This is a genomic window from Stenotrophomonas sp. 10L48, assembly GCF_056395105.1.
In genome coordinates this window covers 65,693-90,961 of record NZ_JBFTIX010000006.1, presented here as the reverse complement: position 1 = coordinate 90,961, position 25,269 = coordinate 65,693, and the positions used below count along the sequence as shown (strand labels likewise).

The following is a 25,269-nucleotide window of genomic DNA, read 5'->3' as shown; positions in this document are numbered from 1 at the left end:
TCGACAGATTCCCGCTGCTGTTGGTAGGTGTCGACCTTGGTCGACACGTGGATCCATGCCATGCATGGATGAAATCCAATCGATGATTTCGAAATCGGTAGGAACATCCATCCACGCCTTGCGTGGATAAAATTCGTCGAAATCAATATTTCGGTAGTCATCGAACAGCATCCACGCGTGGCGTGGATCTACGCGTCGACCAAGGTCGACACCCACCAGGATTCCGACAGATCGCCGAAAACTGTCGAAGGCGGGGTGGGTCCGGTTGCGGGGGTGTCCGCGGCATGGATGCCGCGGCCAAGCCCCCAGGGACGGGTTTACGGCGTCCCCCGCAACCGGGCACACCCCGCCACCCCACGGAATGCATCTGTTGCTGTTGCCGTTGCCGTCGCCGTTGCTCCGGCCTCTGCGGGTGCCGGGCGCAGCCCGGCCGAAGCCCCCCGCTCATGCTGCGCCGCAGAATGCATTGGGCGAAATTCCCATGCTCTACTTGAATCGATCTAAATCCGCCGGGGTGCGGATTTGTACCGATGGAAACGAGGGCTCGGCCTGTGCGGCCGGTTCTTCGCTGCCGCCCTGCCGCCAAGGAGTCCTGCCCGTGACCAGGTTGTCCCGCCGTCGTCCCGCCCGCCGCCTGTCGGCATTGTCCCATCGGCCCCTGGCCCGCATCGCCTGCCTGCTGGCACTGGCGGTGACGCCCTGGCTGCAGGCCGCACCGGCCGCGCTGGAGCGCGAGGTCAATACCTTCATCGGCAGCAAGGATGACGGCAACACCTTCCCCGGTGCTTCGGCACCGTTCGGCCTGATCCAGGTCAGCCCGATCGGCAGCCACTATTCGGGCTGGCGCTACGACGACGACAAGATCCGCGGCTTCGGCCACTCCTTCCTGTCCGGCGCCGGTTGCTGGGAGCAGGGTGGGCAGGTCTCGGTGCTGCCGGTGACCGGTTCGATCGGCCCCGGCGGCGACTTCGATACCGCCGATGCGAAAGCCTTCAATCACAAGACCTATGCGTCGGCCTACAGCCACGACGGTGAGATCGGCCAGGCCGGCTACTACAAGGTGCGCCTGACCAGCTACGGCGGCATCGACGCCGAAGCGACCGCGCGCACCCGCGCAGCTGCCGAGCGTTACACCTTCAGCCAGCGCCAGGGCGATGGCCACGTGCTGGTGAATGTCGGTCAGGCCAACGAGCGCCACTCGGTGATCGGCAGCGTGGTCGATGTGGTGGGTGACCGCGTGGTGGAAGGCAAGCTGGTCACCAAGAGTTTCTGCGGCGGGCACCAGTACACCACCTGGTTCCGCATTGAGTTCGACCGCCCGTTCAAGGCGCATGGCACCTGGGGCGAGGGCGGCGGCCTGCCGGGCGCGCGCCACAGCATGGAAGGCGAGCAGAAGCCGAATGGCGCGTGGCTCAGCTTCGACCTGGCCAAGGGCCAGTCGGTCACCGCCGTCAGCGCGATTTCGCATGTGGATGCCGAAGGTGCGCGCACCAACCTGCGCGCCGAGGGCATGCAGGGCGGGGCGCTGCTGGGCTTCGAGCGCATGCGCGCGCTGTCGCAGCAATCGTGGCGTGAGCAGCTGGCACGCGTGCGCGTGCAGGGCGGCAATGGCGATGACCGCACCGTGTTCTACAGTGCGCTGTACCACGCGCTGCTGCAGCCGCTCACCGGCAGCGATGCCGACGGCCGTTACCGCGGCTACGACGATGGCATCCATCGCGCCGATGGCTGGACCTACTACGAGTACTTCTCGCTGTGGGATACCTACCGTGCACAGAACCAGTGGCTGGCACTGACGCGCCCGGATGTGGCGCGCGACATCGGCCGCAGCCTGCTGGCGATCGATGAGCAGGGCGGCTGGCTGCCGCGCTGGGGCTATGCCAACTTCGAGACCAACATCATGACCGGCGATCCGGTCACCCCCTTCATGGTCGACCTGTGGCGCTTCGGTGCGCTCAAGGGCCGCGAAGGGCAGGCATGGGATGCGCTGCGCCGCAATGCGTTCGGTACGCCGCCGCTGAACTCGCGTGCTGCCGGTCGCTCCGGCAACCCGACCTACCTGGACAAGGGCTACGTGGTCTACGACCGTGCGTTCCCGTCCAAGGGCATGGATGTCGATCCCCACCATGGTGGTTCGGCAACGCTGGAGTACGCACTGGCCGACTGCGCGCTTTCGCAGATGGCCGATGGGCTCGGCCATGCCCAGGATGCGGCGGTCCTGCGTGAGCGCGGCCGCAACTGGCGCAAGGTATGGGACCCGCAGGTGCGCGACGCCGAGACCGGCTTCACCGGCTTCCCGCGCCCGCGTACCGAAGATGGCCAGTGGTACACACCGGCCGATGGCCATTACAGCCCGCGCTCGCATCACGGTTTCCATGAAGGCACGGCGTGGCAGTACCAGTGGCTGGCGCAGCAGGACGTGCCGGGCCTGGTCGAAGCGATGGACGGCCGCGAACAGGCCGGCCGCCGCCTGGATGCTTTCTTCGCCATGGACGCTCTGCAGGCCGACCCCCTCAATGCCGCCCGCAAGGAGTGGGTGGTCGGGCCGTACAGCTATTACAACCAGTTCCGCTACAACCCCAACAACGAGCCCGACCTGCATTCGCCGTGGCTGTACACGCTGATCGGCCAGCCGTGGAAGACCGCAGCGGTGGTGCGTGCAGCGCAGCAGCTGTTCACCAATGCACCCAACGGCGTGACCGGCAACGATGACCTCGGCACGATGTCGGCCTGGTACCTGTTCAGTGCGATCGGCGTGTACCCGGCGGTGCCGGGCAGCGGCGAGTTCCTGCTGCATACGCCGCGCTTTGCCAAGGTCGAGGTCGAGCTGGGCAATGGCCGCACCCTGCGTATCGAGGCACCTGGCGCCGATGGCCGCCGCCTGCAGTACGTGCAGGGCGTGCAGGTCGACGGCCAGGCACATGCCCCGGTATGGCTGGGCTGGAGCCAGCTGCAGCAGGGCCCGAAGCTGCGCTTCGCGCTGGACGGGCGGGCGCCGACCGAGGGCTGGGGCACGGCGGTCAAGGACCTGCCGGTGTCCTGGTGCGCGGCACCGGGCAGCCAGCTGCACTGAGCCGGGCTGTGCCGTTCGAGGCAACCCAGCGAACGGCACGGCACGACAGGGCCGCGATCCATTAGGCTTGAGCATCCATCGGAGTGCGGGAAGACGATGAACGACAACAGCGACAGTTCCAGCAAGCGTTCCGGCAAGGCGGTGACGGTGACCGACATCGCCCGTGCCATCGGCGTTTCGCGCGCGACCGTGTCGCTGGTGCTGCGCGGCAGCCCGCTGGTCAACGTCGATACCCGCGCCCGGGTCGAGGCTGAGCTGCGCCGCCAGCGTTACGTCTATAACCGCGCTGCAGCGAACCTGCGGCGGCGCACGTCCTCCAGCATCGCCCTGGTCATCAACGATCTGTCCAACCCGTTCTTCGCCGAATTCGCCTCCGGTGTGGACGAGGCACTGGGCGGGCGCGGCTACGTGACCCTGCTCGGCAGTACCGGCGAGTCGCCCGAGCGGCAGCAGGCGGTGCTGTCGACATTGATGGAACACACGCCTGCGGGCCTGATCCTGTCGCCGGCCGAAGGCAGCGATGCCACGCTGCTGCGGCAGGTGCTGGGCGCCAACGCCAACGTACTGCTGTTCAACCGCGAACTGGAGGGCGCCGACTGGGACTTCCTGACCCTGGACAACCAGCATGGCGCCTACCTGGCCACCCGCCACCTGATCGAGCGCGGCCATCGCCAGATTGCGTTCTTCGGCGGCCACGCGGCATCGAGTTCCTGCCACCAGCGTCGTGCCGGTTTCCAGCAGGCCCTGGCCGAGGCCGGGCTGGCATTGCCGCCGGGCTGGATGATCGAATCTGCACCCAACCGCCTGGAAGCGGCCGCGCGCACCGATGAACTGTTCGTCGACGGCCATCGGCCGAGCGCAGCGGTCTGCTACAACGACACCGTCGCGCTGGGCCTGATGCTGGGCCTGAACTCGCGCGGCATCCGTCCCGGCGGTGACTTCGCGGTGACCGGCTTCGACGATATTTCCGAAGCGTCGGTTGCCGTGCCGCCGTTGACCACACTGACGGCCGACCCGCGCGAACGCGGGCGGCAGGCGGCCTCGCTGCTGCTGCAGCGGCTGGAGGAACCGGACGCGCCACCACGGCGCACGGTCGCCCCGGTACAGTTGCGAATCCGCGAAAGCAGCGCCGCACGTCCGAATTGAATTGATGCTTCGCTCCTGAACTGATTGCACCCTTCCACGCACCAACGACCTTTCGCGCATCGAGGCGCGTACTGCATGCCGATCTCCGCAACGCCCCGCCCATCGGGTTCCCCGGGCAACCAGCCTGCCGTCACCAACGGCAAGGCGCTGGCCGTGGTCACCACCATCTTCTTCATGTGGGGCTTCCTGACCTGCCTCAACGACATCCTGATTCCGCATCTGAAGGCGGTGTTCGAGCTGAACTACGCCAAGGCAATGCTGGTGCAGTTCACTTTCTTCGGCACCTACTTCCTGATGTCGCTGCCGGCAGGGCGGCTGGTTGCAGCGCTGGGTTACAAGAAGGGCATCGTCGCCGGCCTGGTGATCGCCGGCATCGGTGCACTGGGCTTCTGGCCGGCCGCTGAGCTGCGCGTCTATGGCGCCTTCCTCGGTGCATTGTTCGTGCTGGCCACCGGCATCACCGTGCTGCAGGTGGCGGCCAACCCGTATGTCGCGCTGCTTGGTCCGGAGCAGACCAGTTCCAGCCGCCTGACCCTGGCGCAGGCGCTGAACTCGCTGGGTACGGCCATCGCGCCGATCTTCGGCGGCATGCTGATCCTGTCCAACACGGCCATGAGCGGCGAGCAGATCGCCGCGCTGCCGGCCGCCGAGCAGCTCGCCTACCGTACCGCCGAGGCACACGCAGTGCAGGGCCCTTACGTCGGCCTGGCCGTGGCGCTGGTGCTGCTGGCCCTGTTCGTGTTCCTGTTCCGCCTGCCGGCGCTGAACGACACCACCGAGCAGGCTGACCAGGGGCATCAGCACAGCTATCTGGATGCGCTGCGCAAGCGCCACCTGCTGCTGGGCGTGCTCGGCATCTTCTTCTACGTCGGTGCTGAAGTATCGATCGGCAGCTTCCTGGTCAACTACCTGTCGATGCCCACCATCGGCGGTTTCAGCGAGCAGGAAGCCACCCACTATGTGTCGGCCTACTGGACGATGGCGATGATCGGTCGCTTCGCCGGTTCGGCGCTGCTGGCGCGCTTCTCGCCGAGCCGCCTGCTGGCGATCTTCGCGCTGGTCAACGTGGGCCTGCTGACGCTGACCATGATGACCTCCGGCAATGTCGCGCTGTACTCGGTGGTGGCGATCGGCCTGTTCAATTCGATCATGTTCCCGACCATCTTCGCGCTCAGCATCGAGCGCCTGGGCCCGCTGACCAGCAAGGGTTCGAGCCTGCTGATCATGGCCATCGTCGGTGGCGCGGTGGTGCCTTACCTGCAGGGCGTCCTGGCTGACCACATCGGCGTGCAGGCCAGCTTCATCCTGCCGCTGCTGTGCTACGGCTACATCATTTTCTACGGACTGGTCGGCGCGCGCGCGCCGGCTGCCGGCACGCAGGGAGGCTGAGTCGAAAATGGGTTCCATCGTCTGCTTCGGCGAAATTTTGATCGATCTACTAGCGCAGCCGCCGGCCTCGGCCGATACCCCGCGCGCGTTCCTGCAGTACGCCGGAGGTGCACCGGCCAACGTCGCGGTGGCCGCCGCGCGGCTGGGCGCGAAGACCCAGTTCGTCGGCATGCTCGGCCGCGACATGTTCGGCGACTTCCTGGCGGAGAGCCTGAGCGAACACGGTGTCGGCACCGACTACATCGTGCGCACCGACGCGGCCAAAACCGCGCTGGCCTTCGTTGCACTGGACGCGGGCGGCGAACGCAGCTTCAGCTTCTACCGTCCGCCTGCGGCCGACCTGCTGTTCCGTGACAGCGATTTCCACGCGGGCTGCTTCGATGGCGCGCAGTGTTTCCACGTCTGTTCCAACAGCCTGACTGAAGCGGACATCGCCGAAGCGACGTTCGCCGGCATGGACCGTGCGCGTGCGGCCGGCGCGGTGGTCAGCCTGGATCTCAACCTGCGTCCGGCGCTGTGGCCAGCCGATGTCGACCCGACACCGCGCCTGTGGCAGGCGCTGGAGCGCGCCGACCTGGTCAAGCTGTCGCGCGAGGAACTGGACTACTTGGCCGCCCCGCTGGGCGATGACGGCGAGGCGCTGGTGCTGCGCCGCCTGCTGGCCGCGCAGGCACGCTGGGTGATCATCACCGACGGCGCCGCCACGCTGCATTGGTATACCCGTGAAACGCAGGGCAAGGTCAGCAGTTTCCGCGTCGCCACCGTGGACACCACCGCTGCCGGTGATGCCTTCGTCGGCGGCGTGCTGGTTGGCCTGCTGGAGCGGGGTGGGGCAGGTGCGGGCTTTGCCGCGTTCTGCCAGGACCCGCAGGCGATCGCCGCCACGCTGCGCTTCGGCGCCGCCGTTGGCGCACTGGCGGTGACCCGCAAGGGCGCGTTCGCTGCGATGCCCTCGTTCGATGAAGTGCAGCAGCTGCTGCAGCTACAGGATCTCCCCGCATGAGCACCTCGCCCGATTTCCGTTCCCCCGCGTTCCTGCGCGCCCACATCGCCGACACGATGGCGTTCTACCATCCGCGCTGCATCGACCCGGAGGGCGGCTTCTTCCATTACTTCCGTGACGACGGCAGCATCTACGACGCCAGCCATCGTCATCTGGTGAGCAGTACCCGCTTCGTCTTCAACTACGCCATGGCCTACCGCGAATTCGGCAACGCCGAGTATCGCGACGCGGTCGAGCACGGGGTGCGCTACCTGCGCGAGGTTCACCGCAACCCGGCCACCGGCGGCTACGCCTGGACCCTGCGCGATGGTGCGGTAGAGGACGACATGAACCACTGCTACGGCGTGGCCTTCGTGCTGCTCGCCTACAGCTGTGCGTTGAAGGCGGGCATCGAAGAAGCCCGCACGTGGATGGACGAAACCTGGCAGCTGCTGCAGGCGCGCTTCTGGGAAGCCGAACACGGCCTGTACAGGGACGAGGCCGACGGCCAGTGGAACTTCACCGGCTACCGCGGCCAGAACGCCAACATGCACATGTGCGAGGCGATGCTGGCCGCGTTCGAGTCCAGTGGCGAGCAGCGCTATGTCGAGCGCGCGCTGCAGCTGGCCGACAACATGACCCGCCGCCAGGCGGCAAAGGCCGGCGGTCTGGTCTGGGAACACTACGACGTCAACTGGAACATCGACTGGGACTACAACCTGGACGATCCCAAGCACCTGTTCCGGCCGTGGGGCTTCCAGCCGGGGCACCAGACCGAGTGGGCCAAGCTGCTGCTGATCCTGGACCGACACGTGCAGGCCGACTGGCTGGTGCCGACCGCGCAGCATCTGTTCGATGTTGCCGTAGAGCGCAGCTGGGACGAGGTGCGCGGCGGCCTGTACTACGGCTTCGCCCCGGAGTCGCGCCGGCAGCCGGGCATGGACGGCGCGCCGATCGGCGGTGACAGCTTCGTCTGTGACGACGACAAGTATTTCTGGGTGCAGGCCGAGACCCTGGCCACCGCCGCGCTGATGGCCGCGCGCACCGGCGACGACCGCTATTGGCAGTGGTACGACCGTATCTGGGCGTACTCGTGGGAGCACTTCGTCGACCATCGATACGGCGCATGGTTCCGCATCCTCGACGCCGACAACCGCAAGTACAGCGATGAGAAGAGCCCGGCCGGCAAGGTGGATTACCACACCATGGGTGCCTGCTACGAAGTGCTGAACGTCGTGCGTTGAGGTCTGCCGCGCTGCGCGCTCGCCGGACGTGGTCCGGCGCTACCGTGGCGTGTGGCATTGGTAGCGCCGGGTCATACCTGGCGGAAAAACAGGAGTATCACGTGCATCGCATTTCCAACGCTGTCCGTCTGCTGCTGTTGATGATCGCCCTTGGCGCCTTCCCCGCAGGCGCCGCACCGCTGCAGGCGCAATGGGAGTTCCGGCTGCTGCCCGGTGACGCGCAGGGCGCGGCCCATCCTGGCCTGCAGCAGTGGCGCGCGGCCACGGTGCCAGGCAGCGTGCACACCGATCTGCTGGCGCATGAGCTGATCCGCGATCCCTACGTCGGTGCGCCCGAAGCCGAGCTGCAGTGGATCGGTCTGGCCGACTGGGAGTACCGAGCCCGTTTCGATGTGGACGCTGCCAGCTTGGCAAAGGCCCATGCCGAGCTGCGCTTCGACGGCCTGGACACCTATGCCGAGGTGACGCTCAACGGCAAGCCGCTGCTGCGCGCCGACAATGCCCACCGCACCTGGCGCGCCCGCGTCGAAGGTCGCCTGCGTGCGAAGGGCAATGAGCTGCAGATCGTGTTCCGTTCGCCGATCCGCACGCTGCTGGCCGGCGTGCAGGCAATGCCGCACAGGATTGCCGGCAACTATCCTTCGCCCTACGGTGATGAACCGAAGGACGCGATGGTTGGCAACTTCGCTCGCAAACCGGCGTACCACTTCGGGTGGGACTGGGGCCCGCGCTACGTCACTGCCGGCGTCTGGCGGGGCGTTGACCTGCAGGCATGGGATGCGCATCGGTTGACCGATGTGGCCGTACGCACTGATGCGCTTGATGCAGAAAACGCAAAGCTGGCGGTAGTGCTGCAGGTGGAGCAGGACGCGGTCGCCGGTCCGGTGGCGGTGGACGTCGAGGTGCGCGATCCCTACGGCCGCAGCGTCGCGCGGGTGCAGCGCACGGTCGAACTGACGCCCGGCCGGAACAGCGTGGACGTGCCGGTTGAACTGGCCAAGCCGCGGCGCTGGTGGCCGGTCGGCCATGGTGCGCAGGACCGCTACACCGTGCAGGCGCGCCTGGACGGCAGTGCCGATGCGGTGCTGGCACGCGAACAGCGCATTGGCCTGCGCACCGTCGAACTGCGCCGCGAGCAGGACGACAAGGGAGGGCAGGGCTTCGCCTTCGTCATCAACGGGGTGCCGATCTTCGCCAAGGGCGCGAACGTGATCCCCTTCGACGCCTTCCCCGCGCGCGTTGATGCTGCGCGCCTGCGCCAGGTACTGGTCGCCGCGCGCGATGCCAACATGAACATGCTGCGCAACTGGGGCGGCGGCTACTACGAGGACGATGCGTTCTTCGACATCGCCGACGAACTGGGCCTGCTGGTCTGGCAGGACTTCATGTTCGGCGGTGGCATGCAGCCGGGTTACGACCCGGCATTCCGCGCCAGCGTGGTCGCCGAGGCGCGCGACAACGTGCGCCGGCTGCGCCACCATCCCAGCATCGTGCTGTGGTGTGGCAACAACGAAGAAGAAACCGCGTGGAAGGATTGGGGCCACGGCCGTGACCTGAAGTCCGCCGATCCGGCGTTCGCAGCGAAGGTCTGGCAGGGCTACGTTGACCTGTTCGGCAACGACCTGCGCCAGGTGGTGAGCGAAGATGGGTTGGGCGTGCCGTACTGGTCCAGTTCGCCCAGCAACGACCTGGACGAGAAGGCCAACGACTCCACCCGTGGCGACAAGCATTACTGGCAGGTGTGGGGCAATCCGGCATTGCCGGTGCAGGCGTATCTGCGCGAGACCCCGCGCTTCATGTCCGAGTATGGCCTGCAGGCCTGGCCAGCGGTGGCGACGGTGGACCAGATTGCCACCCGTGCCGAACAGCGCATCGACAGCCCGGTGATCCGTGCGCACCAGAAGTTCATGGCCGGCGAGGGCAATGCACGCCTGCTGCACTACATCGAGCTGGGCTACGGCACGCCGAAGGACTTCGAGGACTTCGTCTACCTGAGCCAGGTGATGCAGGCCGATGGCATCGCCCTGGCGGCGCTGCACCATCGCGCTTCGCGGCCCTACACGATGGGCTCGCTGTACTGGCAGCTCAACGATGTCTGGCCGGGAGCATCGTGGTCGAGCGTCGACTACTTCGGTCGCTGGAAGGCGCTGCACTATGCCGCGCGGCGCTTCTTCGCGCCGGTTACGGTGGCCGCACTGCGCGATGAAGGCGGTACGCGCGTGCGCCTGATCAATGATGGTGCCGCGCTGGATGCACGTTGGCGCCTGCGGGTGATGGACGTTGAGGGCAAGGTGCTGCGCCGTCGCGAGCAGGCGATGACCCTGGCCGCCGCCGGGGTGATCGATATCGGCACCTACGCGGATGCCGAGCTGCTGGTCGGTGCCGATCCGGCGCGGACGGTGGCGGTGTTCGAACTGCTGCAGGATGGCAAGGTGACGGCACGGCAGGTGGTCGGCTTCGTCGAAGCAAAGGATCAGGTGCTGCCACGCCAGCAGTTGACGTCAACGCTGGCGATCGACGGTGACCACTATCGCCTGCGGCTGCACAGCGCTGCGCTGGTGCGCGCAGCCTGGATCGATTTCGGCGCGCTCGACGTGCAGGTGGAAGACAACCTGCTGGACCTGCTGCCGGGCGAAACCCGCGACATCGCCGTGCGTGGCCCGGTGGATCTGGCTGCGCTGCGCGAGGCGTTGAAGGTGAAGACCCTCAACGATCGTTGAGCAGCGCCGTCTACCCGCCTTGGTAGGTGCCAACCTTGGTTGGCACATCAGAAGCGGATCTGCCCTTGGTAGGTGCCAACCTTGGTTGGCACATCAGAAGCATGCCAACCAAGGTTGGCATTCACCAAAGCGGATGGCCTTACAGCTGGATCTGCTGGAAGTTCTCGACGCGATCATGGCCGTTGGCGGCGTCGCCGATGCGCGGCATCGGGTAGTCGTCCAGGCGATCGATCAGGCGTGTCTGCAGGCCGGCTTCGCGGGCGGCGTCCAGTTCCTCGACCACGTCGGACAGGAACAGGATCTCGCCAGCGGGAACGCCGATGGCCTGCACGATGTGGCGGTAGCTGTCGGCCTCGCGCTTGCCACCGACTTCGGTATCGAACCAGCCCGACACCAGCGGACTCAGGTCACCGGCGTCGCTGAAGCCGAAGAACAGCTTCTGCGCCGGCACCGATCCGGAGGAGTACACATACAGCGGCAGGCCCGAGGCGTGCCACCCCTTCAACACCGGCGCAACCTCCGGGTAGAAGTGCGCGGTGTAGTCGCCACGACGGTAGCCTGCGTCCCAGATCAGCCCCTGCAGGGCCTTCAGTGCGGTGTGCTTGCGGTCCTGGTCGATCCAGCCCTGCAGCGTCTCGGCCACCAGGCTGTCCTGGCAGGCGCCGCCGATCTCGGTGGCGACTGCATCCAGCCAGCGACGCACCTCCGGTTGCTGGCCATGGTCGGCGACGAAGCCGGGCAGCGCCTGGCGTGCGTACGGGAACAGCACGTTCTTGACGAATGAGATGCTGCTGGTGGTGCCTTCGATGTCGGTCAGGATGACGCGGGGCTGCATTGATCAGGACGCCTGGGTCGGAATGTAGCGGGGGAATTTCTGCGCGATGTCGGTGCCGGTGAAGTGACCGACCCAGCCATCCGGTTCGGTGAAGAAGCGGATCGCCACGAAGCTCGGCTCATCACCCATGTCGAACCAGTGGGTGGTGCCGTCGGGCACGGCGATCAGGTCATCCTTCACGCACTCGATCTCATAGACCTTGTCGCCCACGTGCAGGGTGAACAGGCCCGAGCCGGCGACGAAGAAGCGTACTTCGTCTTCCTTGTGGAAGTGTTCGTCGAGGAATTTCTTCCTCAGCTCGGCGCGGTTCGGGTTGTCCGGGGCGATCGAGGCCACGTCCACGCTCTTGAAGCCGCGTTCGGCAACCAGGCGGTCGATGTCGGCGCGGTAGGCGGCGAACACTTCGTCCTGGCTTGCGCCCGGGGCGACCGGCGCGGTGGCCTGCCAGCGCTCAAAGGTGACGCCGATCTTCTGCAGTTCGGCAGCGATGATCGCGCCGTCCTGGGTGTCCAGCAGCGGCGATTCGGGATGGGTATCGTCGTAGATGCGCAGTCGGCTCATGGCGGCAGCTTGAACGTCTCGGGGAAGGACAGGGTAGCAGGGTGGCATTGATGGCCTGATTCCAGAACGGCATCTGGCCGTGCCGGAAACTTCAGCGGCGCAGCTTGCGCAGCTCCAGCTCGCAGTGCAGCAGGAATTCGAACGCTTCCATGTGCCGCCGTGCTTCGGCCATGTCGCGGCCCCAGGCGTACAGGCCATGGCCGTCGATCAGGTAGCCCCAGAGGGTCTGCGTGTCGAGCAGGGCGTCGACCTGGGCAGACAGCACGTCCATGTCCTGGGTGTTGGCAAACACCGGGATGTCGATGGCCATCTCGTGGGTGCTGTTGCCCGCGAAGGCCTTCAGCAGTTCGTAGCCTTCCACCCGGATATGGCCCTGCGGTGCATACAGGCGCGAGGCGATGGTCTGCACCGGCGAATGCGTATGCAGCACGCAGCCGATCTCCGGGAAGCGGCGATACAGCTGGGTATGCAGCAGGGTTTCGGCAGACGGGCGCAGCGGGCGGCCGACGGCCTTGCCATCGAAATCCACGACCATGATGTCGTCTTCGATCAGGCGGCCCTTGTCCTTGCCGGAGACGGTGATCGCGGCGTGGCGGTCGTCCAGGCGGTGGGAGAAGTTGCTGCTGGTGGCCGGGGTCCAGCCGGCCTGGGCCAGTTCGCGGACGTTGTCGATCAGCAGCTGGGCCAGTTCGCTCAGGCGCGCGGTGTCGTAGGGGAAGGTGGGGGTGTCCATGCCGGCATTTTACGTGATCCAGCCCATTGCTGGGCCTGCGGGGCGGTAGCTGGCCTGCTGCGTGGACAAGGCTCCGCGGTTTGCCGGCAGACGGTGGGCAGGATTTGGATCGAGGCAAGCACAGCGCTGGCTGAATGGGGAAGACAGCGCTCGTGCTGAAAGCGATTCCGGTCGTAGACAGCTTTCGTGTCGCGAAACACCATCGGGTGGCAGCAGAAATTCCGGCGCCAAGGACAGGAGTACTTCGATGATTGCGCGCGCGATGGGAGTGATGGGAGTGATCGGTATCGTGCTGGCCTGCAGCGGCTGCACAATGGAATGGGTGAAGATGGATGCGGGAGCGCGATCATTCGGCCCCGCCCACTCGAGTTGCACGGCGCGGGCCGACGATCACTGGCCGGTAAGGAATGAAGTGGCCACGCGCACTGTCTATGAGGACCGCAAGGTGCCCTGCAGGCTTGATGAAGTCTGCGCAATTGATGGCAAGTACAACCTGGTGCCGATGCCGAAAGAGGAGAGCTACATCGTGGACGTCAATGCGTCCGACCGCAGCAGCGAGTTCAGGGCCTGCATGGCCAGTGCCGGCTGGCAGCAGCAGCTCATCTGGTTCAATCGTCGCTAGACGAGGCGGGCACCCCACCCCTCGGAGCAGGAGGGCAGGGCCATCGTGGCCCTGCCGCTCTTACTTCCCCCGCAGGCGGCTGTGTTTGAACCCGTAGAAGAAGTAGATCACGAAGCCGACAAACGTCCACACGCCCATCAGCATCCAGTTGTGCAACGTCATCGCCGACAGCAGCGCCAGGCAGCTGATCACGCCCAGGCTGCAGACCAGCCATGCACCCGGAATGCGGAACGGGCGCGGCAGGTCGGGCTGCGTGCGGCGCAGGATCAGTACGCCGGCGCAGACCGCCGCGAAGGCGATCAGCGTGCCCATCGAGGTCAGCTCGCCGAGGATGTCCAGCGGGAACAGAGCCGCCAGCAGGGCGATGCCGATGCCGGTGATGACGGTGTTGATATGCGGCGTGCGGTACTTCGGGTGGATCTTGGTGAACACCGGCGGCAACAGGCCGTCGCGGCCCATGATCATGAAGATGCGCGGCTGGCCGATGATCATCACCAGCACCACCGACGACAGGCCGATCAACGCACCGATTTCCACCACCACGCGCAACCAGCCCAGCTGCGGATGCGCGGCCACAGCGGTCACCACCGGCTCATCGGTGCCCAGCAGCTGGTAGGGCACCAGGCCGGTCATGACCGCGGCCATCGCGATGTACAGCACCGTGCAGATCACCAGCGACAGCATCATGCCGATCGGCATGTCGCGCTGCGGTTTGTGTGATTCCTGCGCGGCCACCGATACCGCTTCGAAGCCGATATAGGCGAAGAACACCATCGCCGCGCCACGCAGCACGCCTTCCATGCCGTACTTGCCGGGGCCTTCGTTGGCCGGGATGAACGGGGTCCAGTTGCTGGTGTCCACGTACTTCCAGCCGACCACGATCACCAGCACGATCAGCCCGGTCTTGAGGATGACCATGGCCATGTTCATCGCCGAGGATTTGCTGATGCCGACGTAGCACAGCCAGGTCAACAGCAGCACCAGGATCGCGGCGGGAATGTTGGCGATGGCGCCGGTGGGCCGCAGCTGCGCATCCAAGGGGGCGCTGACCAGCGCCGCCGGTAGATGGATGTCGAAATGGCTGAGCAGGCTGAGGAAATACCCGGTCCAGCTGACCGCCACGGCCGAGGCGGAGACGCCGTACTCGAGCACCAGCATCCAGCCGATGAACCAGGCCGAGAGCTCGCCGAAGGTGGCGTAGGTATAGGTGTAGGCGCTGCCGGAAACCGGCACCATCGCCGCGAACTCGGCATAGGCCAGGGCGCAGAAGGCGCAGCAGATCGCGGCCAGCACGAACGAGAGCATGATGGCCGGGCCGGCGTGGTTGGCGGCGGCCTGGCCGGTGATGACGAAGATGCCGCCGCCGATCACGGCGCCGATGCCGAGTGCGGTCAGGCCCCAGGGGCCGAGGTGGCGACGCAGGCTCAGGCCGTTGGCGTCTTTATGGGCGGCATGCGGATGCTTGGTGGCCCACAGTTGCTTGAACATGTGTGGTGGTCTTGTGCGATGCGCCCGGTGACCGGGCGCGGGCGGAAATGCTTGCGGATATCGACGAGCCGGCGCAGGGGCTGGCCCGTCGGGAGGATCAGGGCGACTTGGCCAGCTTGCTGTGGCGCATGCCGTAGCCGAAGTAGATCAGCAGGCCCAGCACGGTCCAGCCTACGAACAGGTGCCAATGCACCACGAACGCCTGCCAGAACAGGAACAGGCACGACAGCGCGCCCAGCGGGCAGATCACCCACACCAGCGGCACGCGGAACGGACGGTGCAGCTTCGGGCGGGTGTAGCGCAGGATCAGCACGCCGATGCAGACCGTGGCGAAGGCCAGCAGGGTGCCCATGGATACCAGTTCGCCCAGCACGTTCAGGGGCACCAGGCCGGCCAGCGACGCGGCGATGACGCCGACCACGATCGTGGCCCAGTACGGCGTGCGGAAGCGCTTGTGGACCTTGCCGAACACTTTCGGCAGCAGGCCATCGCGCGAGATGGTGTAGGCGATGCGGGTCTGGCCCATCATCATCACCAGCACCACCGAGGACAGGCCGGCGATCGCGCCGATTTCCACTGCGGTCTTCAGCCAGGACAGGCTCGGGTAGGCTTCCAGCGCGGTGGCCACCGGCTTGTCGGTGCCCAGCAGGTGGTAGGGCAGCATGCCGGTCAGCACCGCGCAGACGATGATGTAGACGATGGTGCACACCGCCAGCGAGCCGAGCAGGCCGATCGGCATGTTGCGCTGCGGGTCCTTGGTTTCACCGGCGGCGGTGGAGACCGCATCGAAGCCGATGTAGGCGAAGAACACGATGGTGGCCGCGCGGAACACGCCGCTCCAGCCGAACTCGCCGGACACGCCGGTGTTTTCCGGGATGAACGGGTGCCAGTTGGCCGGGTCCACGTGGGCCGCGCCGATGCCCACGAACAGGCAGATCACGAAGACCTTGATGGCCACGATGATCGCGTTGACGAACGCGGACTGGGTCACGCCCACGTACAGCAGGCCGGTCACCGCCGCCACGATCAGCACCGCCGGCAGGTTGAACAGCTTGCCGGAGGCGGCGAACTCGTGCCCGTTCCAGGCGATCGGCGCCGCGCTCAGCGCGTCCGGGAACGGCATGTGCAGCGTGGTGGTGATGAAGCTGATCAGGTACGCCGACCAGCCCACCGCGACCGAGGCCGAGGCGAACAGGTACTCCAGCACCAGGCACCAGCCGATGAACCAGGCCATGCCCTCGCCGAGCGTGGCGTAGGAGTAGGAGTAGGCGCTGCCGGAGACCGGCATCATCGCTGCGAACTCGGCGTAGCACAGGCCGGCCAGCGCGCAGGCGATGCCGGCGAACACGAACGACAGCATGACCGCCGGGCCGGCGTGGTTGGCCGCGGCCTGGCCGGTAAGCACGAAAATGCCTGCGCCGATCACCGCACCAATGCCAAGCATGATGAGGTGTTTCGCCGTGAGGGTCCGTTTCAACGTGGCTTCGCCATCCAGGCTGCCTTCGATGGGTTCGCCGGCATCGACGTGCCCGGCCGGTTCGACCGGCTTGACCCTCAACAGAGCTTTCAGCATGCAGTACTTCCTGATGATCGGATTGGGAGGGCCGCCAGTACATTGCCGGCGGCCTGGAATCGTGAAAGCCGTGCGAACGGCCCGCTGTACCTTAGCCAATGCTGAAGGCACCGCACAAGCGCAAACGCAACAATGTACGGCGATAATGGCAGGTATTTTTCCAGGCACCCCGCATTCATGAGCGAAACCACCGAATCCCTTGCCGCACTTGACGATCGCTTGCGCGGCCTGCTGCATGACTATGCGCGCAAAGAACCCGCCCACGACGCCCTTGCTGCCGAATTCAGCACATTGATCGACGATGCGGAAGATGCTTTCCGCCGCGAACGCCTGGCCGGCCACTTCACCGCCAGCTGCTGGCTGGTCAGCGCCGATGGCCAGCGGCTGCTGCTGACCCACCATCGCAAGCTGCAGCGCTGGCTGCAGCTGGGTGGCCACGCCGACGGCGACCGCGATCTGGCCCGGGTAGCGTTGAAGGAAGCCGAGGAGGAATCGGGCCTGAGCGGCCTGGTGCTGGATGATCCGGCCATCTTCGATATCGACAAGCACTGGATTCCCGAGCGCAAGGATGTGCCGGGGCACTGGCACTACGACGTGCGTTTCGTGATCCGTGCGCTGGGCGGAGAGAGTTTCGTGCTCAGCGAAGAGTCGCTGGAGCTGGCCTGGCGACCGGTGGCCGAGGTCGCCAGCGATCCCCAGTCGGACGAATCGATGCAGCGCATGGCGCGCCGTTGGCTGGCGCGCTGAAAGACGCATCCACGCCACGCGTGGATGACGCAATGCCGGACGCATTCCGCCGGGCCACGCCCGGCGACGTACATCTCAATACAGGATGCGGGTGCGCAAGGTGCCCGGAATCGCCGCCAGCTCGTCACGCACCGCGCTGGCCTGCTCCTCGCTGGCGGTGATGTCGATCACCACGTAACCCACCTTCGGGTCGGTGCGCAGGAACTGGCCGTCGATGTTGACGTTGTGCCGCGAGAAGATCTCGTTGACCTTGGACAACACGCCCGGCACGTTCTGGTGGATGTGCAGCAGGCGCAGGCTGTCGGCGTGCTCGGGCAGGGTCACTTCCGGGAAGTTGACCGCCGACAGGGTGCTGCCGTTGTCGCTGTAGCGCACCAGCTTGGCCGCCACTTCGATGCCGATGTTGTCCTGCGCTTCCAGCGTGCTGCCGCCGACGTGCGGGGTCAGGATCACGTTGTCGTGGCGGGTCAGCGGCGATTCGAAGATATCGCCGTTGCCCTTCGGCTCGACCGGGAACACATCCAGTGCAGCGCCACCGATGTGGCCGCTGGCCAGTGCTGCATCCAGCGCATCGATGTCGACCACGGTGCCGCGCGCGGCGTTGATCAGGTGCGCGCCGCGGCGCATCTTCGCCAGCTCGGTGCTGCCGATCATCCACTGCGTGGACGGCGTCTCCGGCACGTGCAGGGTCACGATGTCAGCACGCGCCAGCAGGTCGTCCAGGCTGGCCGCCGCACGGGTATTGCCCAGCGACAGCTTGGTTTCCACATCGTGGAAGATCACCTGCATGCCCAGCGATTCGGCCAGTACGCCGACCTGGGTGCCGATGTGACCGTAGCCGATGATGCCCAGGACCTTGCCGCGCACCTCATGGCTGCCGCTGGCCGATTTCGACCAGCCGCCGCGATGGCATTCGGCGTTCTTCTGCGGGATGCCGCGGGTCAGCATGATCGCTTCGGCGATCACCAGTTCGGCCACGCTGCGGGTATTGGAGTAGGGCGCGTTGAATACCGGAATGCCGGCCAGCTCGGCCGCATCCAGGTCGACCTGGTTGGTGCCGATGCAGAAACAGCCGACCGCGATCAGGCGCTTGGCCTCGGCCAGCACCTCGGCACTGAGCTGGGTGCGCGAGCGGATGCCGACGATGTGGGCTTCGGCGATGCGCGCCTTCAGTTCGTCCTCGGGAAGCGCCTTGGTGTGCGCCTCGATCTGGCTGTAGCCGGCGGCGCTGAACACCTCCACGGCGGTCTGGCTGACCCCCTCCAGCAACAGCACGCGGATATCCTGCTTCGGGAACGAGGTCTTCTTCGGCGACATGGGGCGGCACGGCCAGTGGGACAGGGGCTGACCACTATGCCAGATCGCAACGCCCATGGTGCAGTGCGCAATTGGTTGCAACTGCGGCTATTGAAGGCTCTGCAGGGCTGGACGCTGGGCCCGGCCACTGGCACGCTTGCCCGTTCTTCACGCCCCGCGCTGGACCGTCATGACCGATTCCCGCATCGCCTCGTTGCAGCAGGCCTGTCCCGGCCTGAAGCTGAAGACCGACCCTGCTGACCTGGAGCATTACGGCCGCGACTGGACCCGGCGCTGGACACCGGCGCCGCTGGCGATCGCGTTGCCGGCCACGGTTGAAGAAGTGCAGGCGGTAATGCGCTGGACCGCGGCCGAGGGCGTGGCGGTGGTTCCCTCCGGCGGTCGCACCGGCCTTTCCGGCGGTGCGGTAGCGGCCAATGGCGAGCTGGTGCTGAGCCTGGAGCGGATGAACAAGGCGCTGGACTACGATGCGGTCGACCGCACCCTGGTGGTGCAGGCCGGCATGCCGCTGGAGGCGCTGCACAACGCGGCCCTTGAACATGGCCTCATCTATCCGGTGGACTTCGCGGCGCGCGGGTCGTGCTCGATCGGCGGCAACATCGCCACCAATGCCGGTGGCATCCGGGTGATCCGCTACGGCAATACCCGTGAATGGATCGCCGGACTGAAAGTGGTTACCGCCACGGGCGAACTGCTCGAGCTCAACAAGGGCCTGATCAAGAACTCCAGCGGCTACGATTTCCGCCAGCTGCTGATCGGATCGGAGGGCACGCTGGGCGTGATCGTCGAGGCCACGGTGAAACTGACCGACCCGCCGCCGGCCAGCAACGTGATGCTGCTGGCGCTGCCCAGCTTCGACGTGCTGATGCAGGTGTTCGCCGCCTTCCGTGCGCGGCTGCAGCTGCAGGCCTTTGAATTCTTCACCGACCGGGCGCTGGAACATGTTCTGGCCCATGGTGCGCAGGCACCGTTCGATGAAGTGCATCCCTATTACGTGGTGACCGAGTTTGCTGCCGGTGACGAGGCGCAGGAGGCGGCGGCGATGGCGGCCTTCGAGGACTGCATGGGCAACGGCTGGGTCAGCGACGGCGTGATCAGTGCCAGCGATGCCCAGGCGGCGCACCTGTGGCGCCTGCGCGAGGGCATCACCGAGGCGCTGGCACGTTACAAGCCCTACAAGAACGATGTCTCGGTGCGGATCTCGTCGATGCCGGCGTTCCTGGCCGAGACCCAGGCGCTGATCGGCGAGGCCTACCCGCACTTCGACGTAGTCTGGTTCGGCCACATCGGCGACGGCAACCTGCACATCAACGTGCTCAAGCCGGACGGCACCAGCGACGCGGACTTCGTAAGCCAGTGCGAGCATGTCACCAAGCTGCTGGCGCAGGTGCTGGCGCGCTTCAATGGCAGCATTTCGGCCGAGCACGGTATCGGCCTGGTCAAGAAGGGCTACCTGGACAGCACGCGTGGACCGGCCGAGATCGCGCTGATGAAGGCGGTCAAGCGCGCATTCGATCCCGAAGGGCGGCTGAATCCCGGCAAATTGTTCGACCTTTGACACAGGCAAAGTCTTCACCCAGCCGTTACGCTCCACCCACCCAATCGATGAACTCCCCGACCATGATCCGTCCGTTCCTGCTGCTTGCCCTGTTGTCCCTGCCGCTGGCCGGCGTCGCTTCGAGTTTTGCCGGCACCTCGGCCGGTTCGGCGACGGGCGCCTCTTCGGGTTCCTCGGGCAGCAGTTCCGGCGATGACAAGGTGGTGCTGGCTGCCCGCGATGATGCGGCTGCGTTTGTCGCCAGCGATGGCCAGATCCGTGGCGCGCGCCTGCAGGCGGCACTGGTGCACCTGCGTGAGCAGGATGCAGCTGCGCAGCAGCAGAGCGACCTGCAGCTGGCACGCGCCCTGCTGGCGCGTTGATCCAGCGCCCGGGTAGTGCCGGCCGCTGGCCGGCAACCTCATGACACCTGCGTGGAACGCTGCCGGGCATGGCCCAACGCGACGGAGGCGGATGGGCTGGCTCGCTGCGTTGGCGTGGCTGGTCATTCCAACAGCCCATGCCGCCGACCGCCTGCAGCTGGACCCGGCCGGGCTGAGCCCGGCGCAGCAGCAGGTCGCAATGCAGACACTGGCTGATGTGCAGTCGTTGCTGCCCGACGGCCTGCTGCGTGCCTTGCCCACGCAGGTGCAGGTCGGCTGGCGTGACGACCTGCCCGCCAACGTGCATGGCCGTGCCTTCGCCGGGGGCATCGCGCTGCGCCGCGATCTGCTGGACGACGATGTAGCCGGTGCCCGACGCGCCCGGCGCAGTGCGCTGGTGCACGAACTGACCCATGTTGCCGACCGCGCGGGGGCGCACTGGTCACGCAGCGCCCGTTGGCGTGACCTTGCAGGTTGGCAGCGCAAGCCCTGGCATCTGGGCCGCGGTGACAACGCCTTCCGCGACCGCAGTCCCGATGCCTACGAACTGACCGACCCGGCCGAGTACCTGGCGGTGAACGCCGAGCACTTCGTGCTCGATGCAGAGTTCGCCTGCCGCCGTCCGGCCTTGGCGCAGTGGTACCAGGCGCATTTCGGTACGCCGCCCTCACTGCCCGCGCCGCACTGTGCGGGCACCGTTCCGCTGCTGCAGGCCGATGCGGAAGAGGGCGCTGCATCGCTGCTCGCACTGGACCCGGCGCGGGTGTATGCCGTGGACTACCTGTTCGCCGAAGGCAGTGCGCAGCCGATGAGCCGCTGGGGCCACAGCATGCTGCGGCTGGTGATCTGCCGTCCTGGACGCGCACCGGGCCCGGACTGCAGGCTGGACCTGGAGCATCATCGGGTGCTGTCCTTCCGCGCCTTCGTTGGCGACGTGCAGATCTCCAACTGGCGCGGGCTGACCGGTGGTTATCCTTCGCGCCTGTTCGTGCTGCCACTGCAGCAGGTGGTGGACGAATACACCAAGGTCGAACTGCGCGGACTGGCCTCGCTGCCGCTGCAGCTGGACAGCAGCGAGATCGCCAGCCTGCTCGAGCGCACCGCCCAGGTGCACTGGAGCTATGACGGTCGCTATTACTTCGTCAGCAACAACTGCGCGGTGGAGACGGCGAAGCTGCTGCAGGCCGGTGTTCCGCGCCTGGGAGAAGCCGGCCTGGCACAGTTGAGCCCGCGCGGGCTGCGCCGCCGCCTGGCGCGGCTGCACGCACTGGACGAGCAGGTGCTGGCCGATCCCGCGCAGGCCCTGGCGCAGGGCTACTACTTTGCTTCTGCGCGCGACCACTACCAGCAGTTGTTCGCGGTTGCCGCCACGCAGATGGCGCTGCCGGCGCGCGATGTGCGCGCATGGCTGGCGCTGCCGGCGCAACAGCGCGCACCGTGGTTGCTGCGTGGTGATGTACGTGCCAGTGCCGGCCTGTTGCTGCTGGAACAGGCGGCGCAGCGGCGCGCGGAGCTGCGTGCGCGCGATGCACTGAAGCGACGGTTGCTGGCCAACCCGGACAGCAGCGCTACCCGCTCGCTGCGCGCGTTGCTGGAACAGAGCGGGCAGTGGTTGCGGCCGGGCCAGTTGCTGGCCGACGCTGGCTACGGCCTGCCGCAGGCGGACGAACAGGCGGAGGTGGCACGGGCAGCGGCCGCTGCCAGCGTACAGGCGGTACCCGCCTGGCAGGCGCTGCGCGTGCAGCTGCGCGCGCAGTTGCCGTCATCACAGCAGCGCGAGCTGGATGACATCGACCGCAATCTCGCTGTGTTGGGTGCGCACGTGCGTGAGCAGGCGGCCGCAGTGCCGCCTACTGGCGCGGCAGCTCGATGATGAAACGACTGCCGCCGCTGGTGCCCGGGGTGCAGTAGACCTGGCCGCCGTGCGCATCGGCGATGGCCTTGACCACCGCCAGGCCGAGGCCACTGCCACCGCCCAGGCGTGATCGTGAGCCGTCACCGCGCATGAATGGATTGAAGATGTCCGCGTGCAGGGCCGGGTCGATGCCAGGGCCTTCGTCTTCGATCGCCACCTGCACATGGGCCACGGTGTCATGCACGGCGATGCGTACCTTGCCCGGGTTGGCATAGCGGCGCGCGTTTTCCAACAAGGCCAGCAGCGCCTGCCGCAACCGCGTCGGGTCGCAATGGGCGGGGTGCTCCTCGCGGCTGGTTTCCAGCTCCAGCACGAAGCCGGCGCTGCGGAACGCGGGATCCACCAGGGTCATCACCGAATGCACCTCGGCCACCACATCGGTACGGGCGCGGCGCACGTCGAGGCGGGCGTTGTCGGCCAGGCTCAACACCCGCAGGTCCTCGATCAGCCGTGACAGGCCCTCGACCTGCGCGAGCAGGCTGCGGAACTGCGACTCATCGGGCTGGAACACGCCTTCGGCCAGGCCCTGCAGGCGGCCGCGCAGGATCGTCACCGGCGTGCGCAGTTCGTGGGCGATGGCCGCGTGCCACATCACCCGTTCGCTTTCCATATGCTGCAGGCGGCGTGCCATTGCGTTGAAATCGTCCACCAGCGCTGCGACCTCGCCGGGCGAGTTGGCCTCGGCCGTGGCGCGCGCGCCGAGATCGCCGCCAGCCAGCGCACGCACGCTGTCCACCAGTGAATTGAGCGGCGACAGGATGCGGTGGGCCAGTCGGAACGAGGCAGCGATCGCCAGCGCCAGACCGGTCAGGATCACCCCGACCATCCAGGCCAGCTCCGGTCCGCTTGGCAGCCAACCTTCCGGCTCTTCGGCGCTGGCCGGGAAGAACTCGATCAGTACGGCGTACAGCAGCCACGAAGAGAGGATCACCATCACGATGACGCCAACGACCATCAGCGACATCGATACGATGATGTGCCGGCTGAGCCCGGAGCGGCGCATCAGCGGTCGGCCATCAATCGGTAGCCGACACCGCGCACGCTGGCCGGAATCTGGGTGAGACCCACTTCGTCCAGCTTGCGCCGCAGCTTGCTGACATGGCTGTCCACGGTGCGCTCCAGTGCTTCGCTTTCCGGCAGGCATTCGTGCATCAGTTCGCTGCGGCTGAAGATCCGTGACGGGGCCAATGCCATGCAATGCAGCAGCTTGAACTCGGTCAGGGTCAGCAGCAGCTCGTGGCTGTAGCCGTCGCCCTCCACATGCACCGCGTGGGTGGCGGTGTCGATCAGCAGCGGGCCCACGCGCAGGGCGCTGGGCGCATCCGCCCGCGGGCTGCGCAGCGTACGCCGCAGTACTGCACGCACGCGTGCCGCCACTTCTGCCGGGTTGAACGGCTTGACCACATAGTCATCGGCACCCATCCGCAATGCGGTCAGCTTGTCCAGATCCTGGTCCAGCGCGGTCAGCATGATCACCGGCGTTTCACCGCGCTGGCGCAGCTGGGTCAGCACGCTCCAGCCATCCAGTCGCGGCAGCTGCACGTCCAGCAGCACAAGGTCCGGGCGCATGCTGCGATGCATGTCCAGGGCGATCTGGCCATCGGCCGCACGCAGGGTGCGCAGGCCCTCGCGTTCAAGGTAGGCAGCAAGGATGTCGGCGATCTCGGCTTCGTCCTCGACGATCAGGACCAGCGCCGCGAGGGCAGGGGAGGCATGCATGGCAAGGCGAGGCCGGAAGGTGCTTGTCCTCCATCGTATCTCCACAGTTCCTCCATCGAAACCCCATCATCGCCACGCACACTGCGCGCTTCATGATTCCTCAGCCGCGTCTGCGGCACTGTGCACAGCAATGAGAACCTTCAGGACTCCGGTCGCGCTGGTCGCGGCCTTCGCCTTGGCCATGACGGCCTGCTCCCGCCCCGAACCCACCGTCGAAGCCGTGCCGCGTGTCAGCGTGGTCACCGTTGGCCCGCAGGTGGTGCAGCGCGATGATGAACTACCCGGTCGGGTGGCGGCGGTGCGCACCGCGCAGATCCGTGCGCAGGTCGGCGGCATCGTGCAGCGCCGGATGTTCGAGCAGGGCGCGGAGGTGCATGCCGGAGAGCCTCTGTTCCAGATCGACCCGGCGGCGTTCCGCGCCGACGTCGATTCGGCACTGGCTGCCCTGCAGCGCAGCGAGGCGGCACTGGGTCGCAGCCGGGTGCAGTCACAGCGGCTGCAGGCATTGGCGGCCGCACAGGCGGTCAGCCAGCAGCATCGCGACGATGCCAGTGCCGAGCATGAGCAGGCCCGGGCAGCGGTCAACGAGGCGCGCGCGATCCTTGCGCGACGCCAGCTCGACCTGCGCTACGCCACGGTCAGTGCACCGATCGATGGCCGCATCGATCAGGCGCTGGTGACCGAAGGCGCGCTGGTCGGCGTCGCCGATGCCGAGCCGATGGCGGTGGTGCAGCAGATCGACCAGGTCTACGTGGACGTGCGCCAGCCTGCTTCGCAGCTGCAGTCCCTGCAGCGCAGCGCGGTGGACGGCGAGTTGCCGGTGACGATCATCGGCGCGGCGGGTACGCCGCTGCCCGAGCGCGGCCGGCTGCTGTTCTCCGGTGTCAATGTCGATGCTCGCACCGGCGATGTGATCCTGCGCATCCTGGTCGACAACCCGGAGCGGCAGTTGCTGCCGGGCATGTACGTGCGTGCGCGGGTGCCCCGTGGTGCGCCGGCCAGCGCGTTGCTGCTGCCGCAGCAGGCAGTGCTCCGCAGCGCCGGTGGCCAGGCCTATGCCTGGGTCATCGCCGCCGATGGCAAGGCGGTGATCCGCACGCTGGAGGTGGACGGCAGCGTCAACCGGCAATGGCTGGTGCGGCACGGCCTGAAGGCCGGCGAGAAGGTGGTGGTGGAAGGCCAGGAGCGCCTGCAGGAAGGCGTACTGGTCGATCCGCGCGACTGGCAGGTGCCGGTCGCCAGTGCCAGCGCACCGCCGACATCCGAACGCCAGGGCTGAGCCCTT

Annotated in this window: 20 protein-coding genes; 12 read left to right on the top strand and 8 right to left on the bottom strand. The window is 66.8% G+C overall.

What is annotated here, in order from left to right; genetic code table 11:
* The first annotated feature begins 598 nt into the window (after positions 1–598).
* The 6 genes from AC1DCU_RS11900 (at position 599) to AC1DCU_RS11875 (ending at position 10,554) form a co-directional block, all read left to right on the top strand.
* Entirely contained in the window at positions 599–3,073 is a 2,475-nt protein-coding gene (locus AC1DCU_RS11900) for a GH92 family glycosyl hydrolase (RefSeq protein WP_425513048.1), read from the top strand.
* Positions 3,074–3,169: 96 nt separating this feature from the next.
* Positions 3,170–4,219: a LacI family DNA-binding transcriptional regulator gene (locus tag AC1DCU_RS11895; RefSeq protein WP_025874798.1), complete on the top strand. Its 1,050-nt coding sequence runs from the start codon at positions 3,170–3,172 to the stop codon at positions 4,217–4,219.
* Positions 4,220–4,294: 75 nt separating this feature from the next.
* Positions 4,295–5,608 (top strand): L-fucose:H+ symporter permease, encoded by a 1,314-nt coding sequence (gene fucP, locus AC1DCU_RS11890; protein ID WP_025874796.1) that lies wholly within the window; start codon positions 4,295–4,297, stop codon positions 5,606–5,608.
* A gap of 7 nt (positions 5,609–5,615) precedes the next feature.
* Entirely contained in the window at positions 5,616–6,611 is a 996-nt protein-coding gene (locus AC1DCU_RS11885) for a carbohydrate kinase family protein (RefSeq protein ID WP_313445406.1), read from the top strand.
* Entirely contained in the window at positions 6,608–7,834 is a 1,227-nt protein-coding gene (locus tag AC1DCU_RS11880; protein WP_442251849.1) for an AGE family epimerase/isomerase, read from the top strand. Before AC1DCU_RS11885 ends, AC1DCU_RS11880 begins: the two co-directional genes overlap by 4 nt.
* 140 nt (positions 7,835–7,974) lie before the next feature.
* Positions 7,975–10,554, top strand: a complete 2,580-nt coding sequence (locus AC1DCU_RS11875; RefSeq protein WP_478013537.1) for a beta-mannosidase — start codon at positions 7,975–7,977, stop codon at positions 10,552–10,554.
* A gap of 139 nt (positions 10,555–10,693) precedes the next feature.
* Here the strand turns inward: AC1DCU_RS11875 and mtnC are convergent, their stop codons facing one another.
* The 3 genes from mtnC to AC1DCU_RS11860 form a co-directional block, all read right to left on the bottom strand.
* The gene (gene mtnC / locus AC1DCU_RS11870) at positions 10,694–11,389 is read right to left on the bottom strand and encodes an acireductone synthase (RefSeq protein WP_032975514.1); all 696 of its coding nucleotides are present in this window, start codon (positions 11,387–11,389) and stop codon (positions 10,694–10,696) included.
* 3 nt (positions 11,390–11,392) lie between these two features.
* The gene (locus AC1DCU_RS11865) at positions 11,393–11,950 is read right to left on the bottom strand and encodes a 1,2-dihydroxy-3-keto-5-methylthiopentene dioxygenase (protein ID WP_025874787.1); all 558 of its coding nucleotides are present in this window, start codon (positions 11,948–11,950) and stop codon (positions 11,393–11,395) included.
* A 91-nt stretch (positions 11,951–12,041) separates the two neighbouring features.
* Positions 12,042–12,683, bottom strand: coding sequence for a methylthioribulose 1-phosphate dehydratase (locus AC1DCU_RS11860; protein WP_223495003.1), 642 nt, complete (start codon positions 12,681–12,683; stop codon positions 12,042–12,044).
* Positions 12,684–12,930: 247 nt separating this feature from the next.
* On the opposite strand from AC1DCU_RS11860, the gene AC1DCU_RS11855 reads away from it, so the two are divergent.
* Positions 12,931–13,305 carry a hypothetical protein gene (locus AC1DCU_RS11855; RefSeq protein ID WP_442251848.1) on the top strand — a complete coding sequence of 125 codons (375 nt, stop codon included), beginning with the start codon at positions 12,931–12,933 and terminating at the stop codon, positions 13,303–13,305.
* A 60-nt stretch (positions 13,306–13,365) separates the two neighbouring features.
* On the opposite strand, the gene AC1DCU_RS11850 is transcribed toward AC1DCU_RS11855, so the two are convergent.
* Positions 13,366–14,793 (bottom strand): amino acid permease, encoded by a 1,428-nt coding sequence (locus AC1DCU_RS11850; RefSeq protein WP_442251847.1) that lies wholly within the window; start codon positions 14,791–14,793, stop codon positions 13,366–13,368.
* 97 nt (positions 14,794–14,890) lie between these two features.
* Complete coding sequence (locus AC1DCU_RS11845; RefSeq protein WP_442251846.1) at positions 14,891–16,366, bottom strand: amino acid permease; 1,476 nt, start codon at positions 16,364–16,366, stop codon at positions 14,891–14,893.
* 132 nt (positions 16,367–16,498) lie between these two features.
* Between AC1DCU_RS11845 and AC1DCU_RS11840 the strand changes: the two genes are divergently transcribed.
* Complete coding sequence (locus AC1DCU_RS11840; protein WP_312964896.1) at positions 16,499–17,113, top strand: NUDIX hydrolase; 615 nt, start codon at positions 16,499–16,501, stop codon at positions 17,111–17,113.
* Positions 17,114–17,188: 75 nt separating this feature from the next.
* Here AC1DCU_RS11840 and serA read toward each other — a convergent pair whose 3' ends face one another.
* Positions 17,189–18,430 carry a phosphoglycerate dehydrogenase gene (serA, locus tag AC1DCU_RS11835; RefSeq protein ID WP_032975510.1) on the bottom strand — a complete coding sequence of 414 codons (1,242 nt, stop codon included), beginning with the start codon at positions 18,428–18,430 and terminating at the stop codon, positions 17,189–17,191.
* A 169-nt stretch (positions 18,431–18,599) separates the two neighbouring features.
* On the opposite strand from serA, the gene AC1DCU_RS11830 reads away from it, so the two are divergent.
* From AC1DCU_RS11830 to AC1DCU_RS11820, 3 genes are all read left to right on the top strand, one after another.
* Positions 18,600–19,988, top strand: coding sequence for an FAD-binding oxidoreductase (locus AC1DCU_RS11830; protein WP_442251845.1), 1,389 nt, complete (start codon positions 18,600–18,602; stop codon positions 19,986–19,988).
* Positions 19,989–20,050: 62 nt separating this feature from the next.
* Positions 20,051–20,350, top strand: coding sequence for a DUF2388 domain-containing protein (locus AC1DCU_RS11825; RefSeq protein WP_032975508.1), 300 nt, complete (start codon positions 20,051–20,053; stop codon positions 20,348–20,350).
* 40 nt (positions 20,351–20,390) lie between these two features.
* On the top strand, positions 20,391–22,223 hold the full coding sequence (locus AC1DCU_RS11820) for a DUF7844 domain-containing protein (RefSeq protein ID WP_442251844.1): 1,833 nt from the start codon (positions 20,391–20,393) through the stop codon (positions 22,221–22,223).
* Here the strand turns inward: AC1DCU_RS11820 and AC1DCU_RS11815 are convergent.
* Both AC1DCU_RS11815 and AC1DCU_RS11810 read right to left on the bottom strand, forming a co-directional pair.
* Positions 22,201–23,268 (bottom strand): ATP-binding protein, encoded by a 1,068-nt coding sequence (locus AC1DCU_RS11815; protein WP_025874770.1) that lies wholly within the window; start codon positions 23,266–23,268, stop codon positions 22,201–22,203. The genes AC1DCU_RS11820 and AC1DCU_RS11815 overlap by 23 nt on opposite strands.
* Positions 23,268–23,984, bottom strand: coding sequence for a response regulator (locus AC1DCU_RS11810; protein WP_025874768.1), 717 nt, complete (start codon positions 23,982–23,984; stop codon positions 23,268–23,270). Before AC1DCU_RS11810 ends, AC1DCU_RS11815 begins: the two co-directional genes overlap by 1 nt.
* A gap of 130 nt (positions 23,985–24,114) precedes the next feature.
* Between AC1DCU_RS11810 and AC1DCU_RS11805 the strand changes: the two genes are divergently transcribed.
* A complete protein-coding gene (locus AC1DCU_RS11805) occupies positions 24,115–25,263 on the top strand; it encodes an efflux RND transporter periplasmic adaptor subunit (RefSeq protein ID WP_059064094.1) in 1,149 nt (382 codons plus the stop codon).
* Positions 25,264–25,269: the final 6 nt, after the last annotated feature.

Excerpts from the sequence above, each read along its gene's own strand:
- AC1DCU_RS11875 (WP_478013537.1), top strand. The coding sequence starts at position 7,975 with ATGATCGCCCTTGGCGCCTTCCCCGCAGGCGCCGCACCGCTGCAGGCG.
- AC1DCU_RS11845 (WP_442251846.1), bottom strand. The coding sequence starts at position 16,366 with ATGCTGAAAGCTCTGTTGAGGGTCAAGCCGGTCGAACCGGCCGGGCAC.
- AC1DCU_RS11820 (WP_442251844.1), top strand. The coding sequence starts at position 20,391 with ATGACACCTGCGTGGAACGCTGCCGGGCATGGCCCAACGCGACGGAGG.
- AC1DCU_RS11810 (WP_025874768.1), bottom strand. The coding sequence starts at position 23,984 with ATGCATGCCTCCCCTGCCCTCGCGGCGCTGGTCCTGATCGTCGAGGAC.
- AC1DCU_RS11850 (WP_442251847.1), bottom strand. The coding sequence starts at position 14,793 with ATGTTCAAGCAACTGTGGGCCACCAAGCATCCGCATGCCGCCCATAAA.
- mtnC (WP_032975514.1), bottom strand. The coding sequence starts at position 11,389 with ATGCAGCCCCGCGTCATCCTGACCGACATCGAAGGCACCACCAGCAGC.
- AC1DCU_RS11840 (WP_312964896.1), top strand. The coding sequence starts at position 16,499 with ATGTACGGCGATAATGGCAGGTATTTTTCCAGGCACCCCGCATTCATG.
- AC1DCU_RS11825 (WP_032975508.1), top strand. The coding sequence starts at position 20,051 with ATGATCCGTCCGTTCCTGCTGCTTGCCCTGTTGTCCCTGCCGCTGGCC.
- AC1DCU_RS11815 (WP_025874770.1), bottom strand. The coding sequence starts at position 23,268 with ATGCGCCGCTCCGGGCTCAGCCGGCACATCATCGTATCGATGTCGCTG.
- AC1DCU_RS11895 (WP_025874798.1), top strand. The coding sequence starts at position 3,170 with ATGAACGACAACAGCGACAGTTCCAGCAAGCGTTCCGGCAAGGCGGTG.
- serA (WP_032975510.1), bottom strand. The coding sequence starts at position 18,430 with ATGTCGCCGAAGAAGACCTCGTTCCCGAAGCAGGATATCCGCGTGCTG.
- fucP (WP_025874796.1), top strand. The coding sequence starts at position 4,295 with ATGCCGATCTCCGCAACGCCCCGCCCATCGGGTTCCCCGGGCAACCAG.
- AC1DCU_RS11885 (WP_313445406.1), top strand. The coding sequence starts at position 5,616 with ATGGGTTCCATCGTCTGCTTCGGCGAAATTTTGATCGATCTACTAGCG.
- AC1DCU_RS11860 (WP_223495003.1), bottom strand. The coding sequence starts at position 12,683 with ATGGACACCCCCACCTTCCCCTACGACACCGCGCGCCTGAGCGAACTG.
- AC1DCU_RS11830 (WP_442251845.1), top strand. The coding sequence starts at position 18,600 with ATGACCGATTCCCGCATCGCCTCGTTGCAGCAGGCCTGTCCCGGCCTG.
- AC1DCU_RS11865 (WP_025874787.1), bottom strand. The coding sequence starts at position 11,950 with ATGAGCCGACTGCGCATCTACGACGATACCCATCCCGAATCGCCGCTG.
- AC1DCU_RS11855 (WP_442251848.1), top strand. The coding sequence starts at position 12,931 with ATGATTGCGCGCGCGATGGGAGTGATGGGAGTGATCGGTATCGTGCTG.
- AC1DCU_RS11880 (WP_442251849.1), top strand. The coding sequence starts at position 6,608 with ATGAGCACCTCGCCCGATTTCCGTTCCCCCGCGTTCCTGCGCGCCCAC.
- AC1DCU_RS11805 (WP_059064094.1), top strand. The coding sequence starts at position 24,115 with ATGAGAACCTTCAGGACTCCGGTCGCGCTGGTCGCGGCCTTCGCCTTG.